Here is a 15,203-nt window from a genome sequence, read left to right as displayed (position 1 = left end):
CTGGGAGCACTGATGTTCGATTGGGCTGATCCGATATTTAACGGCATCGCCGGTGTGCTGGCGTGGTTCTACTCGCTGGTGCCCGACTACGCGTTCGCGATCTGCATGCTGACCCTGGCGATCATGCTGCTGTTCACCCCGCTCACCTTGCGGGGCGCCCGGACGATGACCAAGACGCAGGCACTGCAGTCGGAGCTGGGCCAGCTACGCAAGAAGCACGCTGGCGACCGCCAGAAGATCAACGAAGAAACGATGAAGCTGTACCAGGCGAACGGGGTGAGCCCCCTGGGCGGGTGCCTGCCGAATCTGGTCCAGATCCCCATCTTCATCGTGCTGTACCGGGTGATTCTCAACCTGCGCGTCACTCCCGACAATCCGTACCCGGATTATCCGCGCAACCTGAGCGAAGACTCGGACTTGTACACCGATCTCGTCGACGGAATCGGGAGCAACGGTTTCGGGGAAATGCGGTCGCTTGGCATGGACCTCGCCAAGGCGGCCCGGGAAGTCGTGCAGGCCGACTTCGTCGAAGGGCTGCCGTATCTGGGGCTCGTAGCGGTCACGTTCCTGCTGGCCTGGCTCCAGCAACGCCAGATGGCGGCTCGGCGCGGCAACGCGGCCATGCCGAACCGTCAGATGGAAATCATGATGAAGTACATGCCCTTCATGCTGCCGGTGTTCAGCTTCTTCGTGCCGGCGGCGTTGGTGCCCTACTTCATCGTGTCAAGCATCTACCGGATGCTGACCCAGGCCTTCATCCACGCCACGATGAAGCCGACGAAACCGCTGGTCGCATCCGAGTCCTCCGACGCTGTCATCGAGGCCGAGACGGTGTCGCAGCCTGAGCCACCGCGAAAGGTGCCGAATCAGCGGTCACGCAAGGCGCTCGACGCTGAGGCGGTCCTTCGAGAGGCTCGCGAGCAACGCCGCAAAGAACGGCGGTCAGGCTCAAGCAACTCGTCGCACCAGAGAGCGCCGGAGTCCGCACCTCCGGAGTCCGCACCCTCAGATTCCGCACCGCCAGAGTCCGCAACGGCGGAACCTTCGGAGATTCCTTCGGTCCGGCGGACCCGTTCGTCGGAGGAGCGGGTCGAAGATGCCCGCAAGCGTTCACGCCGGGGCGGATCCAGTTCGCGTCGGTACCAGACCTCTGAACGTGGCCGCAAGCGCCGTCGGGGCCAGGCCGAACCGGAGTCGAAGCCCATCCAGAGTCGCCGGACCTCAGGAGACGGCAGGACGCGCAAAAGTCGCAAGCGATGAGTGCGACGGCGATTTCTGCGGGGAGCTAGGGCTGCGTCATGGAGTGGATCGTGATGACGGGCCCCACCGTTGACGAGGCGCGACAGCGTGCCCTCGATGCGCTCTCGGTTGCCGTCGAGGACGTCGACATCGAGATCTTGGCGGAGCCGACGCGAACTCGCTGGGGATTTCGGCGCCATCCCGCTCGCGTTCGAGTGCGGGTGCGCCCGACCGGTCCACCGCCCCGCGTGGGCGACGACCGGCGAGGTCGTCGCCGGCCGCGCCGCCGCTCCGGTGGGGGACAACGTCCCCGACAACGGGGGAAGGGCCAAGGTCAGGGCCAGAACCGCGGCGGCCGATCATCTCGCCGGCGATCCCGGTCAGGCAGCCGCGGCAACGCGTCGAAGCCGGCGAGTTCGGCTTCATAACGACGGCCGGCCTGGGGGCCGGCGTTTGTCAGACGGCCAGTTCGTGCCGCCGCTTGGCGATCGTGAACTTGAGCTTCCTGTTCGGCGACATCGACGGGAATGGGCTGATCTTGAGCTTGTAGCTCGCCGGCGAGACCTTGAACTCGAAGAAGTGGACGAGCATGAGCAGGCTGAGGGCAAGTTGGGTCTCGACCAACCGGAAGCCTAGGCAGCTGTGTGTGCCGAGACCGAACGGGGCGTAACCCGGAGTGCGGTGCTCGCCACGTGAGGGCAGATAGCGATCTATGTCAAACGCATGGGGATCTGGAAAGACGTCGTTCATGTAGTGCGACGCGGTCTGGGCAATAAAGACTCGTGCACCGACGGGCAACTCGAAGTCTTCGACAACGCACGCATTCATCACTGTGCGAATCGACATGGAAATCGTCGGGTAGAGACGCAGGCACTCCATGATGAAGCGCTCAGTTACATCGATCGCCGACGAGTTGAGGTCTTCGGGAGTGGGATTGCCGTTCTCAAATACGGCGTCTGCTTCTGTACGGACCTTCTCGTGCAGGTCTGGCTGGGTCACCAGGGCGTACAGCATGAAACTCAGCTCGTCTCCGGCGTACATACTGGCGAGCATTGGTGCCGACAACACGAAGCGAAGATTCGATTCCGGCAGGAACTGAGGGTCGCTGCTGTGCAAGCTGAGCAGGTCGTCGGCGTGATCTCGCGGACAACCTGCCCGCTGCGCGGCAGTGTGAGAATGCTGGATTCGATCGAGGACTGTGTCGATGGCCTGTGCACGCCGTTTCATGCCAGGCGTATTAAGCATGAACTTCGGCAGCACCTTCGCAACGTGAGTGGACAGCGCGCGTTCCTTGTAGGCGATCAAATCGTCGACGACGTCTTGCGAATCGATGCTGACGAACAGCGGCGACAGTTGCGCATTGACAAAACGGCGGCACATATGCACGCCCTCAAGTGTGTCGCCGACCTTCCATTCGGCCATATGGGTTTGAGCGTCATGGCATAGCTTGTCGAAGTGCTGTTCGAGCTTTGCGCGGGCGTAGCTGGGGCGCATGACTTTGCGCATTCGGAAGTGGTCTGCGCCGTCGAGCGCAGGTATCAGTCCGGATGCGTGATATGCGCTCTCCAAGTCCCGGAAATAGTCCCTCGAACGCAGGTACAAACGACCGTAACGGTGGACCCAGCGGTTTGTCCGCGTTCCGGCCAGGAAGTACATGGGGGACTTCGTAAAGGGTGGGCTGAGCTTGAAGACTGGGCCGTATTCTTCGGCAAATTCGGCAAACCCAGCTGGGATATTTCCATTGCGCAGGTGACGGTTCGTGAGAACTCGACGGAGGGGCAGGTCGGGAATCGACTTGGTCAAAGACGAGTGTCGAAGCAGCGGGCCTGCGAGATTATGTGTGACGGCGTCGGCAATCGCCCTGCCGATCAGGTCTAGCTGGCAAATCAGTTGGATCCGATCTTCGGCCTCCTCATCGAGTTCAAAGATGAATCGCAATACGTCGCAAGTATTCACGAGACCAATGATGATGACGTCCCTGGGGCTGGGAACTTCACCGCTGAAGATCGATTTTCCGATGCGTGTCTTGATGAATTGCACGGCCGTGTCTTCGCCGTCGCTGGCGAGGAGATCGCTTTGCCAAGCGGTTCGGGCCAAGGTCCAGAAGTCGCCTTCGTGATGTTCTAGGAGTCCGAGTTGAACTAATCGATCGAGCGTCAGGTCGATCATCATTTCGGCACGCGGGGCAAATCGTTCGATCCAGAACTGAGCGCTGTGCTGGTCGGGTTCGTTGCCAATCTGCAAGAGCACGAGGTCCAAGACTGCGTTGCCGGTGGGTGTTTTGTCGAGGAGGATCAGCGACTGGGTGTCGGAATCAATGCGGGCCTGAAGAGACAATTCGGCAAGCGCGGCGCCGGCGATTGCGCAGTTCAAGTTCCAACCGGGAACCTGATGAAAGTAACCACTTTCCTCGTTGAGGAGCATCAAGATGAGCTCTTCGGGAAGGCCGAGCGTTCGCGTTGCGGCAGCCTCAGTGGAGTGGATCGTCACGTTGCGCATCCCGTGGGTGATTGGGGGTAATCTGTGGTATGTATGGTAGTTATAACGACTATAAGTATAAAACCTCGTGTTCCAGTGGTGATCGTATGCTAGTGATCCCGCCTGCGATCATAAACTTATGAGCAATTGGGCACACGTCGAGGTGGGCGAGGAGTATGGAGTTGTGTCGACTGGAGGTCGCGAGCTAGCGAACATTAGTTCGCTTCCACCGTTTCCCGAGGGTTGGTACTTCCTTGCCACGCGGCAAGCGGTGGAGAAATCGAAGCTCCGAGAGCAGACGTGGATGGGCCAGAACATCATCATCTGGTGCGACGAGCGCGGCCGTATCAGCGTGGCCAAGTCGGTGTGCCCTCATTTTGGTTCACAATTGGGTCCAGCTGCAGGGGGACGTGTGGTCGATGGCCGGCTCGTGTGTCCCTTTCATGGTTTTGAGTACGACGCAGACGGGCAGTGCGTCGCTACCCCATCTGCGGCTCCCGCTCGATCTACGCAGCTGAGCGTCTTCGAGACTCGGGAACTCAACGGCCTGATCTTTGCCTGGTGGGGGATGGGCGGACGTCCCCCGCAATGGCACCTCCCCGCCGAGCCGCCGGATGCAGGTGAGTGGAGCAACATCCAAATCCGGACTGTGCGTTTCCGGGGTCATCCGCAGGAAACGAGCGAGAACTCGGTGGATATTGCCCACTTGAGCCATGTCCACGGCTACGGCAATGTGACGAACGAGACGCCGGTGTCGATTGACGGTCCGTACCTCGAGATCCGTTTCGGCTTCTCGACCACCCACAAGATCGCCAAGATTGCGAGACTCAGCCACGAGGTATCAGCCGTTGCACGGGTCACCGGCCTGGGCTACTCGTATGTGGAGTTGCAGGAGCTCTCCATCGGCATGGATGTACGGCTGTGGGTGTTGGCCACGCCTGTCGATGGCACGCTGATCGACCTGTCGATCGTCTCGCAGGTGCGTGAGATGCGCAGCCCGAAGCGACGAATTGCCGGCTTGGGATTCCTGCCGTGGCGGATGCGGGCGCCCATCATGAACAAGTTCGTTGCGGACCTGTTCATCCAGGACGTTCAGCAGGATGTGGTCGTCTGGAGCCGCAAGCAATACGTGCCGCGCCCGAAGCTCGTTCGTTCTGATGGCGAGGTGATGAAGTACCGGGCGTACTGCGCCCAGTTCTACCCAGATCTGCGCCAGTGTGAGTCGACGGCTCGCTGACGCGTGCCCGTAGGCTGAGCGTCCCTGAGGGCGCGACAACGATTCCAGAAAGCGTCCGCAAGCGAGCACGGCAATGGTGCGACGGGCCAGACGTCGAGGGCCCCATCAGAGGAGACGAAGATGACAGTCGAGACAACGACAACAGAACAGCAAGCCATGGTGCAGGAGTTCCTCGATGGCTTGGTCAACGCCTTCGGTATCGATGCCACCGCAGTGCCAGTTGCTGCAGATGACGACAGTTTCGAGATCAATCTCGAAGGTTCGAATGAGGCGTTGGGGCTGCTCATCGGCCCACGAGGGCGCCATGTGGTCGCGCTGCAGGAAGTCGCCAAGACCATGCTCCAGCGCCGGCTGCCGGGCGAGCGCCGGGCCCGGGTGAGGGTTGATGTGGCCAGCTACCGCCAGCGGCGTCGCGAAGCGCTCGAGGCGTACGTTCGTGAGCTCGCCGAAGCTGTGGCAGAGGTTGGCACTGAGCGCGGGCTCGAGCCCATGAACGCAGCCGACCGCAAGGTCGTTCACGACACCGTCAATGAGATCCCCGGCGTCGACACCATCTCGGTGGGCGACGAGCCGAGGCGGCGCGTCGTGCTGGTACCCACCAGTTCAAACGACGCGGAGTAATCGCGCTCACCAATCAGCGCCCACCAATCAGAAGAGCGGCCGTTTTCGGATCTGCTTCCACGTCCGGGGATACGCCGCGCCCGGCTGCGACTGGCGTTCCATCACGGCGAACGCTGGCGTCGTGCTGGTATGCCGCACGAAGTGCAACCCGAGTTGGGCAAGGGCTTCGGCCGGCCAACGCTGATCGTTGCTGTCAGGCGGCTCGCTGACGACAAGCCTGCCCCCGGGACACAGCAGGCCGACGCTGCACTCCGCAACCGCTGCTGGGGGACCGAAAGCCCTGCTCACCACACCGTCATAGGCATGACGGTGCTCGGGACGATGGGCGAGTTCTGCGGCATCTCCGAGTGCGAGGGTGACCCGATCCCCGATATCGAGGTCGCTAATCGCCGTGTTGAGGAAGTCAATGCGGCTCTGTGAGCGATCCAGCAGCACGAACTGGACGCCGGGTTGCTCCAAAGCCATCACCAGGCCCGGCACTCCCCCACCGGTTCCCAGATCGCACCAGCGCTGACCAAGCTCTGGTTGAGCTGTTTGTGCGTGCGCTCGTGCATGTTCCACGTGCGTGAGAAGATCGCCCGGGCCCAGAAAGCCCTGGTGCTGGCTGCGAGCGAGGACGGTGAGGAGGCGTTTATCGACTTGTGCCATGACGCCAATCACGGTACTTCGGAGGTTGCGTGAGTCTGGAGGCATCCCGCTGCGGCATCGTAAGTTTCCCGCTCTTGTTCGCTGCGCTCACAGGCCGCTCGGACCTCTGGGACGTTTCACGTGAAACATTGCCGACCTCAGCCCTTGCGAATGGGGCCAACTGGCGTACCCTGATCTCCAATTGTCGGCGAATGGAGACCGAATGGATCGGATCATTGCGGTGACGAACCAAAAAGGCGGCGTTGGTAAGACCACCACGGCGGTCAACTTGTGCGCCGCACTCGCCGAATTTGGTCACAACACACTGCTCGTCGACATGGATCCGCAGGGAAATGCGGCTACCGGTGCAGGCATCGATCCACGCGTTTTCGAAATCTCGATGTACCAGGTCCTTCTTGGTTCAGCAGAACTCACTGAGTGCATCCGGCCCACCGGGATTGATGGCTTCGACGTAGCACCGGCACGCTTGGAAATGTCTGGCGCGGAGATCGAACTTGTCTCAGCCTTCAGTCGCGAGTTGAAGCTTCGGCACGCGCTCGCGCCGATTGCCGACGATTACGACTACATCTTCATCGACTGCCCGCCGTCGCTTGGGCTCTTGACCGTCAACGCGTTGAGCGCGGCCACCGAAATCCTGGTGCCAGTCCAGTGCGAGTACTACGCGCTCGAGGGGCTCGGTCAGGTGCTCCACAACGTGGAGATGGTGCGGGAAGGACTGAACTCGGCCCTCGTCATCAGTGCCATCGTCATGGTGATGTACGACGCCCGGACGCGACTCGCTGCAGAAGTGGTCTCCGACGTTCGCCAGCACTTCGGGGACCGAGTGTGCCGAGTTGTCGTCCCTCGGACGGTGCGCCTGTCGGAAGCCCCGAGTGTCGGGCAACCGGTGACGGTGTACGCACCGAGGAGCCGAGGCGCCATTGCCTACCAGGAACTTGCCCGAGAGATCCATGAACGCGGTGACCCCCACCAAGCTGCAGCGGACAGCGCTGGTGACGGGCATGCCGATGGACTCAGTGATCGGAGAGAGGTCGTCGAGCAGTATCGAATCACCGAAGGAGCGCCGACATGAACGCCCAGCGAGGACTTGGACGAGGGCTCGGCGCGCTGATTCCAACCGGACAATCGGTATACCGCGAGGTTCCGCTCTCGGCTGTCGAAGTCAATCCCCTGCAGCCCCGGCAGCATTTCGAAGCTACGTCCCTCGAGGCGCTCTCGGACTCGATTCGTCAGATTGGGGTCCTCCAGCCGATCGTCGTGCGAGAGACCGGCATCGTCGGGCGCTTCGAGATCATCGCGGGCGAACGCCGCTGGCGAGCAGCGCGGAGCGCAGGCTTGGACACCATTCCGGTTGTCATACGAGCTGCCGACGACGAGACCAGCCTGACTCATGCCCTGATTGAGAACGTCCACCGGGCAGACCTCAATCCCTTGGAAGAGGCGGCTGCGTACCGGCAGCTCATCGATGATTTCGGGGTCACGCACGACGAACTCGGCCGCCGCATGGGCCGCAGCCGAGCAGCAGTCACCAACTCGCTCCGGCTCCTGTCGCTGCCGGTGATCGTCCAGCGCTACCTCATGGACGGTGAGCTCTCAGCTGGCCACGCCCGGGGGCTGCTGGGCTGTGACGATCCAATCGAGCTCGAGCTGTTGGCAGAGCGAGCGGTGGATGAGGGCTGGTCAGTGCGCACCGTCGAGGAAGCGGTCCGATCTCTCAGCGCGGTGCCTGAATCTGGACCCTTGGCGGAGCCGCCAGCCGCAGAAGTCGGCGAATTGGAGCCCGCAGTCGACGCCGACCGCCCAGCTGCGGTGCTGGAGGTCGAAACCGCCCTCGCCGTCGCTTTGGCGACCTCTGTCGAGGTCCAACTCGGGCGTCGAGGGGGTCAGATTGTCATCAGGTTCGCTGATTTGACCGATCTTGCCCGGCTCTACGAGGCGATGAGCGACAACCTTGACTCATCACTTGAAGGTTAAGTGGCCTAGGTCGCCCAGTTCAGACTTCAGGTCGAACGAGCGCTCTCACCCAGATTCGTAGCTTCAATCTGAACTTGTTGTCCACTAACTGTGGAAAACCTGGGGAGAACGGGCTACTCGGACAACGACGAGGCGACTTGCAAGTCGGAGAGCAGGTCGCGAGTCGACTGAGCAACGACGTCGGCAACCTCCCGGTTTCGCTCGAGCAGGAGGTCAATCCGCTCGAACCTGCACAGCACTGCTGGCATGCTACTTTCACGCAGCATCGGGAGGCCCATGCCGTTGGTCGGGATGGCACCGAACATTGGTTCGAGCCTGTGCGCGATATCAGCAGCGAGTTTCTGACCTGCGCGGCTCACAAAGTGACGACCCTGGAAGAAGCTGATCGAGGGGGACGCAGGCTTCACTTCGAAGCCGATGTAGACAGCCGCACCGAACCGGTTGACCTGTGCGGCCTGTGCCGACCAGTCGGGATGGTGAACGGTCAGCACCTCGGCGCCGTTGCGACCGATCTCGCGCCTCACCGACGCCGTGACCGGTTCGAGCCCGCCGGCTTCTCCCACAGCGATGCGACGTCCCGCCAGCAGGCCGCCGGCGGACTCCAGGCGCTGGCTCTCAGTGATATGCGCCACGACCGACGCGTCGCCGAGCGGACGCACTAACCGTTGCAGCGTCTGCAAGGTCTGCCCGCCGCAGACGCCGTCACCTCCGAGACCCATGTTGAGCTGGAAGTCCGCAAGGGCTGCAGAGGTCAGCAGGCCCCAGATTCCATCGATCCGCCCGACTGTGAAACCCAGTGTGCTGAGCATCCGCTGCACTTCAGCAGCGTCGTCACCGCGCAGGTGCGGAGTGCGCAGGTACAGCAGGCGATCTCCGAGCCGCTGACCCGCTTCGATCAGCAGCGACCACGTCACAGGACCGCAGATGCCGTCGATATCGATGGAGCGCTGAACCTGGAATGCCTTGACGGCAGTGGCGGTCACCGAATCGAATGTTCCGGTGATGGGGCCATGCCAATGGCCCGTCGCGTTCAGCCGGTGCTGGAGGTCTCGTACGTGCGGACCTGCTGCGCCGATGCCGAACGGTCGGATCAGAGGAATTCGCCGATCTCAGCCAGCAGGGCGCTCTTCGGCTTGGCGCCCACGAGACGCTTTGCCGGTTCGCCGTCGGTGAACATGATGAGCGTGGGAATGCTCATCACCTGGAAGCGCATCGCCAGGTCAGGACTCTCGTCGACGTTGACCTTCGCGATGCGGATGTTGTCGTTCTCAGCGGCGATTTCCTCGAGGATGGGGGCGATCATCTTGCACGGCCCGCACCACTCGGCCCAGAAGTCCACCAGCACCGGGCCGTCGGCGCTGCCGACGGTTTCGTCGAATGTGCTGTCGTCCAAGGTGGAAATGCCTTCGGCCATCGCCGGCTCCTCATCTCGTGATTGCCGCGAGGCTACCGCTCGGTCTGGCTCGATGTCGGTTGGACCGGCGGTCGTCAGTGGCCCTGGGATTCCAGCCAGCGCTCGGCGTCGATAGCCGCCTGGCATCCCGAGCCGGCAGCCGTCACCGCCTGACGGTAGTAGTCGTCTTGCACGTCGCCGCAGGCGAAGATGCCGGCGATGTTGGTGCGCGCGCTGCCGGCCTCGGTCACGAGATAGCCGTTGGGCTTGAGCTCGAGCCAGTCTGCGAACAACTCGGTATTCGGCCGGTGTCCGATCGCGATGAACAGGCCTGTGACATCGAGCGCGCAACGCTCCTGGGTCACGGTGTCCGCCAGCGTGACGCCTGCGAGCTGCTCATCACCCCGGATCTCCACCACTTGACGATTCCACAAGAACTCGATGCGCTCGTTGGCCAACGCCCGGTCCTGCATGATCTTCGAAGCCCGCAGCTGGTCGCGCCGGTGCACGACGTACACCTTGGAGGCGAATCGGGTCAGAAACGTGGCCTCCTCGAGCGCGCTGTCGCCGCCTCCCACCACTGCAATCTCCTGTCCCCGGAAGAAGAAGCCGTCGCAAGTGGCACAGGTGGACACTCCGTGGCCGATGAGGCGTTCCTCGTTGGGCAGCCCGAGCAGCAGGCTCTGCGCTCCCGTCGACACGATCACCGTGTGGCTGCGGTAACAGTCGTCACCGACCCAGACTGAGAACGTGTGTTCGCTAAAGTCGACTCTTGTGGCTTTGGCAGTGATGAACTCGGCGCCGAAGCGCTCCGCCTGGGCCCGGAAGCCCACCATCAAATCGGGACCCATGACGCCGTCGGGGAATCCGGGATAGTTCTCCACATCGGTGGTCAGCATGAGCTGGCCTCCCGGCTGATCGCTGGTGGAGGACGGCTCGCCCTCGATGACGAGGGGCGCCAGCCGGGCGCGAGCGGTGTAGATGGCAGCGGTCAGGCCAGCGGGTCCGCTTCCGACGATGATGACGTCGCGCGGCTCGGCGCCGTTGCTGCTCATGTCCCCTTCGCCGTGCCTGGCCGCCGCTTGGACCACGCCCATGCGCCAACGAGGCCGAACGCGCCGCTCGCAATCAGGTAAGCCGACCACACCTCGCCCGGCACGGCGATGTCGAGTGCTCGGATGGCCGCGATTGCCACAAGCACCACGACGCCGACGGCTGCGGTGGCGATGACAAGGCCGTACACCAATGCTCGAACGGCCGTGACCAGCGGTCCGCTGGTGCGGGCACGCACGGCCTCGACCGCGTCCACGAAGCGAGCGACCGCTGCGTCCACACTGTCGTCGTCCGCCTCGTGAGCGTCCGCCTTCGAGCTGCGTCGCCCCCGCTTGGAGATCATCGGCGGAAGCCTACGAGAACGCGCACAAAGGCGAACCCGCCGGCCCCGCCGCTCGACCTCTAGGGCGTGACGGCATCGGTGCCCGGTGGCGCCTCGGCAGTGACGGCACTGGCGCCGATTTCGATCCGGGAAATGGTCACCCGGTGCCCCCCGCTGGGCAGTTCATCACCGAGATCGGTGATCCACACGAGCACAGCCGCAGCGTCGGTGGCGGGCACGTCCAGAGAGGTCGAACCGGTGATGTCCTGCGCGGCGGCCAGAGCGCGGCCCCAGTCGATCAGCGTGCGATTGCGCTCGCCCGATGCGTACACCTCGAAGGACCAACCCACAGAGGGGGAGTCGACAGCCACGCGCTCGATCGGGCGCGGCTCGTCACCCGTGAGCACGACAATGAGTCCGACACCGTCCTTCAGGCCGCCGAAGTCGCGCGAGCTGTAGCGCGCCGTGCTCCATCCGGTCGTCAGGTCGCCGTCGTTGATGAAGATCAACCGTTCGGGATGCTCGATCCGGTCGTCACCGGCGGGATCGAAATCGGTGATGGATTCGAGGAGGATCGGCGTGTGGCGGACTTGGGTCGTTGTCGGTGCGGGCACGATTGCAGGCGTCGTTTGCGGCGCGGCAGTCGCGCTCGCGCTCGCGGCCGGGGCAATCGTGACGACCGTCGGTGCATCAGGATCCTGGACTGTGGTCTCGACCGATGGCGCGGCGTTTTCGCTGCTGCGATCAGCCGGCTGCTCGATGAGCAGTGCGATACCAACCAGCGTCGCAGCAGCGGCCACGAGCACGCCAACAGGGGCCAACCAGTGCCGTTCCGCCTGCCACACCGACCTGCGGTCCGTGCGCACGCCGTCGAATATCGGCAAGTCGTCCACAATCGACCGCAGCGCGAGCAGCATCGACGGCACGTCGGGCCACGGATCAGACGCACTCATTGCCCGTGCCAGCACAGGTGCCACAACGTCAGGAATGACGGAGTCGAGCTCCCACGTCCCGTCGGAACGCCGCTGAGGCGCCGCCCCGACGATCAGGCGATGCGCGAGCACAGCGAGCGACACCAAATCAGCTCGCCGAGTGGCCGGGATGGTCACGGCATCGTCGGTCGGCGGGCCGTTGAGAATGACCCATCCCACCTCGGCGCGCCATCCGATGTAGTCGGCGTCGACGCCGCCGTGAGCGAAACCCGCGCTGTGCAGGACGGCCAGCGCCTCCGTTACTGCAATGACGATGCGGACTGCTTCGGGCGCGGCAAGCCGCCTCGTGTCTCCGTTGGGGGCCGTGAGCTCGTCGACGAGCAACGTCGTGGGCAACTGCTCGGTGACGATCGCGAAGTGGTCCGCATCGTCATAGGTGTCGAGGATGTGCAAGAGGCCGTGGTGCTCCACCCGCGCAAGCGCCTTGGCCTGCAGGCGCAGCCGGTGCCCGATCTCGCTGTCGGCATTGGCGCGGCGAATGGTGACGGGTCGGTTGAGCGTCCGGTCGAGCCCCGACCACGTCTCCACAGCCCCCGGCTGCAGCAGCTCGCGTCGTTCGTACCGTTCGCTCGAGGCGGTGTTGGTCACTCCTGGTGCGGCGCGGACTCTCGCTCGATGAAGACCACACCGATGGTGCCGACACCCGTGTGCGCGCCGACCACGGGGCCGATCAGGATCACCATGGGCTCGATGTCGGTGAGCGGCGCGATCCGTGCCACGAAATCGTCGATGTCAGCGCAGTCCGCATGCATCACGGCGAGCTGGGAAATGTTGGCGCTCTCGGCTGACACCAAGTCGACCAGGTGCGTGAGTGCGCGAGTGCGCGTCCGCTGCTTGCCCGCAGGTTCGACGCGGCCGTCGGTGACCGTGATCAGCGGCTTGATCGACAGCACCGAACCGAGCAGTGATTGCGCCGCGCCGATCCGGCCGCCCTTGCGCAAGTTCTCCAAGGTGTCGAGGGCGGCGTGAACGCGGACCCGCGGCGCGGCCGAGCGCACAGCTTCGGCAATCTCGGCCCCGCTGGCGCCGCCCGAGGCGAGCTGCGCCGCGCCCATGACGAGCAAGCCGAGGCCTGCGCTCACGGAGCGGCTGTCGACAACGTGGCATGTGATGCCGTCCGGGGGCTGCGATGCAGCTTGCTGTGCTGCTTCGATCGTGGCGGAGAGGCCACCGCTCAGCGTGATGACGACGACCTCGCTCGCGCCAGCGTCGCCAGCGCGTTGATACGCCTCGGTGAAGGCACCGGGAGAGGGCGCGGCAGTGGACGGCAGATCATCGCTTGCTCTGCACCGTTCCCAGAAATCGGCCGTGCTCAGCTCGACGCGGTCGGTGAACGTCTGCATGCCGAACCGGATTTCCAGCGGAATGATCGTGATGCCGAGCTCTGTGGCTACGTCGTCGCTGAGGTCGCAGGAACTGTCGGTGATGATGTGCACCGGGGCTTGCGCTGTCATTGGGTCACGCCTCCTTCATTGTCGTCAGTAGGGGACTGAACTGTGTCGTCGCCCGTGGTACCGCCCGCGTTGTCGTGCGGGCGCTGCCGCCGGTTCAGTACGAGTCGGGACAGTTGCGAAGTTAGTGCTCTGGCCGCGGGCAGCCGGAGTGCAAGCCCGCAGCCAAGGTGGAACCCTGCCATGACCAGCACCGCGACGGCAGCTCGCAGTACCGAGGGCAGGCCCTCCAGCGCCAGCGCTATTGGGAGGCCGACGACGAATGCCACGGCGGCCGGCACCAGATGACGGCCGAGCGCGCCGCCGAACAGCCGCTGGTTCGGCCAGTCAGCTTGGCGCGGCAGCCCAGTTCGAGCGGAACGGCGCCGCAGGAGAGCTCGGCGCAGCAATCCCAATTCGACCCATGCCCCGACTGCTGCGCCGATGGCCAGACCTACGGCGCCCAGGCGGGCCGGGAGCGCGGGATTGGAGCGAATCTTGGAGTCCAGCAACGACCAGGTGGACTCCAGCGAGAACAGATCGATGTCGCCGAACCCGGTGAGGGCACCGTCGAGGACGAGCACCCGGTCCAGCGGCAGCATCACCGCAGCGCCGATGGCCAGCGATACGGCCAGCCGGATTGCTGCGATGGTGGCGGCCGTGCGCGTGTCGCGGGCAGCAAACAGGACGTTCTGGCAGAGCCGCGAAGCCACCAGCGGCACCAGACCCACTGAGTAGGCGCCGAGCACCAAGGCGATCAGGGTGATGTCGTCAGTTGCGATCGCGTTGCGGAGGCCGGCCAGATTGAACACCGTGTCAGTGAGGGGTCGTCCGGCTGCGAAGTAGATCGCCACTACGCCCGAGACCGCGAAGGCGGTGGCGCACAGGCGTCGAGTTGTGCGCTCTGCAATGGCTGCGGGATCGCGGACCCGGCTCAACTCGGTCAGCTCGGCTGCGGCGATGCTGGTGCCGATCAGGCTCAACGGCAACAGGTACAGCGTCTGTGCAGCGGCCATTGCTGCCGCCGCCCCCACGCTGAGCAACGAAGCCAGCGCGAGATCCAGGAATGCGGAGATCTGCAGCACACCCCGTCCAGCCACCGCAGGACCGAATCGCTTGATGACACCTGCCGCCTCCCGCTCGCGCCAGCCGAAGTTCAGCGCGATCTGAGGGTCTGCCCGCCAGACGCCCCGCAGCTGCACCAACACTTGGGCAGCCGCGCCTGCGGTCACGCCCCAGGCCAGTGCTGTTGCGCGGTCGGCGCCCGCGACTCCCCACGCGAGCACGCCGACGAGCACCGCAATCTGGGTGGCGTTCCACACCACCGGCGCCACATAGGAGAGGAAGAAGCGTCGGTGGCTGTTGAGCACGCCCAAGCACCACGCGCTCAGCACCGCCAACGCCGTGCCGCACACCGTGATGCGCACGAGAGTGACGGTCAGCTCGAAGCGTTCACCGACAAAGCCCCAGGCGATGAGCCGCACCAATGGCCGTGCGACGAAGACGCTGATCAGCGCTGCGGTGGCCGTGATCGCCACCAGGAAGGTTGCGATCGCTCCGGCGAGCCGTCCCGCCGCACGCTCATCGCGTTCGGTCAGCGAGCTGTACGCCGGGACGAATGCCCCCGACAGCGCACCTTCGCCCAGGAGGTTCTGCAGGAAGTTCGGGATACGCATCGCTGCCGCGAAGGCATCGCCGATGGTGCCGATCCCGAGGATGTTGGTGATGAGCGCCGTGCGTGCGAGACCTGACAGGCGAGAGACGCCGATGCCAGCGGCAGCTGCCCCGGCGCCCTGCGGTTGGCGCATCTTCGCGC

The 15,203-nt window shown here is 64.0% G+C and carries 15 protein-coding genes; 6 read left to right on the top strand and 9 right to left on the bottom strand.

The features are described 5' to 3' along the window. The first annotated feature begins 12 nt into the window (after positions 1 to 12). Together yidC and ACOOHB_RS15160 are read left to right on the top strand one after the other, a co-directional pair. On the top strand, positions 13 to 1,260 hold the full coding sequence (yidC, locus tag ACOOHB_RS15165; protein WP_420445654.1) for a membrane protein insertase YidC: 1,248 nt from the start codon (positions 13 to 15) through the stop codon (positions 1,258 to 1,260). Between the two features lie 38 nt (positions 1,261 to 1,298). Further along, entirely contained in the window at positions 1,299 to 1,667 is a 369-nt protein-coding gene (locus ACOOHB_RS15160) for a Jag N-terminal domain-containing protein (protein WP_420445653.1), read from the top strand. Positions 1,668 to 1,695: 28 nt separating this feature from the next. Here ACOOHB_RS15160 and ACOOHB_RS15155 read toward each other — a convergent pair whose 3' ends face one another. Then, on the bottom strand, positions 1,696 to 3,738 hold the full coding sequence (locus ACOOHB_RS15155) for a cytochrome P450 (RefSeq protein WP_420445652.1): 2,043 nt from the start codon (positions 3,736 to 3,738) through the stop codon (positions 1,696 to 1,698). A gap of 118 nt (positions 3,739 to 3,856) precedes the next feature. On the opposite strand from ACOOHB_RS15155, the gene ACOOHB_RS15150 reads away from it, so the two are divergent. After that, complete coding sequence (locus ACOOHB_RS15150; protein WP_420445651.1) at positions 3,857 to 4,954, top strand: Rieske 2Fe-2S domain-containing protein; 1,098 nt, start codon at positions 3,857 to 3,859, stop codon at positions 4,952 to 4,954. 120 nt (positions 4,955 to 5,074) lie between these two features. Continuing rightward, positions 5,075 to 5,575, top strand: a complete 501-nt coding sequence (locus ACOOHB_RS15145) for a protein jag (RefSeq protein ID WP_420445650.1) — start codon at positions 5,075 to 5,077, stop codon at positions 5,573 to 5,575. 27 nt (positions 5,576 to 5,602) lie between these two features. On the opposite strand, the gene ACOOHB_RS15140 is transcribed toward ACOOHB_RS15145, so the two are convergent. Beyond that, entirely contained in the window at positions 5,603 to 6,223 is a 621-nt protein-coding gene (locus tag ACOOHB_RS15140; protein ID WP_420445649.1) for an RsmG family class I SAM-dependent methyltransferase, read from the bottom strand. Positions 6,224 to 6,425: 202 nt separating this feature from the next. Between ACOOHB_RS15140 and ACOOHB_RS15135 the strand changes: the two genes are divergently transcribed. After that, the gene (locus tag ACOOHB_RS15135; RefSeq protein WP_420445648.1) at positions 6,426 to 7,295 is read left to right on the top strand and encodes a ParA family protein; all 870 of its coding nucleotides are present in this window, start codon (positions 6,426 to 6,428) and stop codon (positions 7,293 to 7,295) included. Beyond that, on the top strand, positions 7,292 to 8,197 hold the full coding sequence (locus tag ACOOHB_RS15130; RefSeq protein ID WP_420445647.1) for a ParB/RepB/Spo0J family partition protein: 906 nt from the start codon (positions 7,292 to 7,294) through the stop codon (positions 8,195 to 8,197). The genes ACOOHB_RS15135 and ACOOHB_RS15130 overlap by 4 nt, the downstream gene beginning before the upstream one ends. 113 nt (positions 8,198 to 8,310) lie before the next feature. Here ACOOHB_RS15130 and ACOOHB_RS15125 read toward each other — a convergent pair whose 3' ends face one another. From ACOOHB_RS15125 to murJ, 7 genes are all read right to left on the bottom strand, one after another. Beyond that, entirely contained in the window at positions 8,311 to 9,273 is a 963-nt protein-coding gene (locus ACOOHB_RS15125) for a peptidoglycan-binding protein (RefSeq protein ID WP_420446918.1), read from the bottom strand. Positions 9,274 to 9,287: 14 nt separating this feature from the next. Beyond that, entirely contained in the window at positions 9,288 to 9,611 is a 324-nt protein-coding gene (gene trxA / locus ACOOHB_RS15120; protein WP_420445646.1) for a thioredoxin, read from the bottom strand. A gap of 74 nt (positions 9,612 to 9,685) precedes the next feature. Further along, positions 9,686 to 10,645, bottom strand: a complete 960-nt coding sequence (gene trxB / locus ACOOHB_RS15115; protein ID WP_420445645.1) for a thioredoxin-disulfide reductase — start codon at positions 10,643 to 10,645, stop codon at positions 9,686 to 9,688. Further along, positions 10,642 to 10,986: a hypothetical protein gene (locus ACOOHB_RS15110; protein WP_420445644.1), complete on the bottom strand. Its 345-nt coding sequence runs from the start codon at positions 10,984 to 10,986 to the stop codon at positions 10,642 to 10,644. Before ACOOHB_RS15110 ends, trxB begins: the two co-directional genes overlap by 4 nt. Positions 10,987 to 11,045: 59 nt before the next feature. Then, on the bottom strand, positions 11,046 to 12,545 hold the full coding sequence (locus ACOOHB_RS15105) for a hypothetical protein (RefSeq protein ID WP_420445643.1): 1,500 nt from the start codon (positions 12,543 to 12,545) through the stop codon (positions 11,046 to 11,048). After that, a complete protein-coding gene (locus tag ACOOHB_RS15100; RefSeq protein WP_420445642.1) occupies positions 12,542 to 13,411 on the bottom strand; it encodes a DegV family protein in 870 nt (289 codons plus the stop codon). The genes ACOOHB_RS15105 and ACOOHB_RS15100 overlap by 4 nt, the downstream gene beginning before the upstream one ends. Beyond that, positions 13,408 to 15,195, bottom strand: a complete 1,788-nt coding sequence (gene murJ / locus ACOOHB_RS15095) for a murein biosynthesis integral membrane protein MurJ (protein ID WP_420445641.1) — start codon at positions 15,193 to 15,195, stop codon at positions 13,408 to 13,410. The genes ACOOHB_RS15100 and murJ overlap by 4 nt, the downstream gene beginning before the upstream one ends. Between the last annotated feature and the right edge of the window lie 8 nt (positions 15,196 to 15,203).

Origin of the sequence: Candidatus Poriferisodalis sp., assembly GCF_965215815.1 — a bacterium.
Lineage (GTDB): Bacteria > Actinomycetota > Acidimicrobiia > Acidimicrobiales > Poriferisodalaceae > Poriferisodalis.
This window is presented reverse-complemented; position numbering and strand designations above follow the sequence as displayed.

Coding starts and splice junctions, on each gene's coding strand:
- ACOOHB_RS15135 (WP_420445648.1), top strand. CDS start 6,426: ATGGATCGGATCATTGCGGTGACGAACCAAAAAGGCGGCGTTGGTAAG.
- ACOOHB_RS15155 (WP_420445652.1), bottom strand. CDS start 3,738: ATGCGCAACGTGACGATCCACTCCACTGAGGCTGCCGCAACGCGAACG.
- ACOOHB_RS15150 (WP_420445651.1), top strand. CDS start 3,857: ATGAGCAATTGGGCACACGTCGAGGTGGGCGAGGAGTATGGAGTTGTG.
- ACOOHB_RS15100 (WP_420445642.1), bottom strand. CDS start 13,411: ATGACAGCGCAAGCCCCGGTGCACATCATCACCGACAGTTCCTGCGAC.
- trxA (WP_420445646.1), bottom strand. CDS start 9,611: ATGGCCGAAGGCATTTCCACCTTGGACGACAGCACATTCGACGAAACC.
- murJ (WP_420445641.1), bottom strand. CDS start 15,195: ATGCGCCAACCGCAGGGCGCCGGGGCAGCTGCCGCTGGCATCGGCGTC.
- ACOOHB_RS15160 (WP_420445653.1), top strand. CDS start 1,299: ATGGAGTGGATCGTGATGACGGGCCCCACCGTTGACGAGGCGCGACAG.
- trxB (WP_420445645.1), bottom strand. CDS start 10,645: ATGAGCAGCAACGGCGCCGAGCCGCGCGACGTCATCATCGTCGGAAGC.
- ACOOHB_RS15110 (WP_420445644.1), bottom strand. CDS start 10,986: ATGATCTCCAAGCGGGGGCGACGCAGCTCGAAGGCGGACGCTCACGAG.
- ACOOHB_RS15140 (WP_420445649.1), bottom strand. CDS start 6,223: ATGGCACAAGTCGATAAACGCCTCCTCACCGTCCTCGCTCGCAGCCAG.
- ACOOHB_RS15130 (WP_420445647.1), top strand. CDS start 7,292: ATGAACGCCCAGCGAGGACTTGGACGAGGGCTCGGCGCGCTGATTCCA.
- yidC (WP_420445654.1), top strand. CDS start 13: ATGTTCGATTGGGCTGATCCGATATTTAACGGCATCGCCGGTGTGCTG.
- ACOOHB_RS15145 (WP_420445650.1), top strand. CDS start 5,075: ATGACAGTCGAGACAACGACAACAGAACAGCAAGCCATGGTGCAGGAG.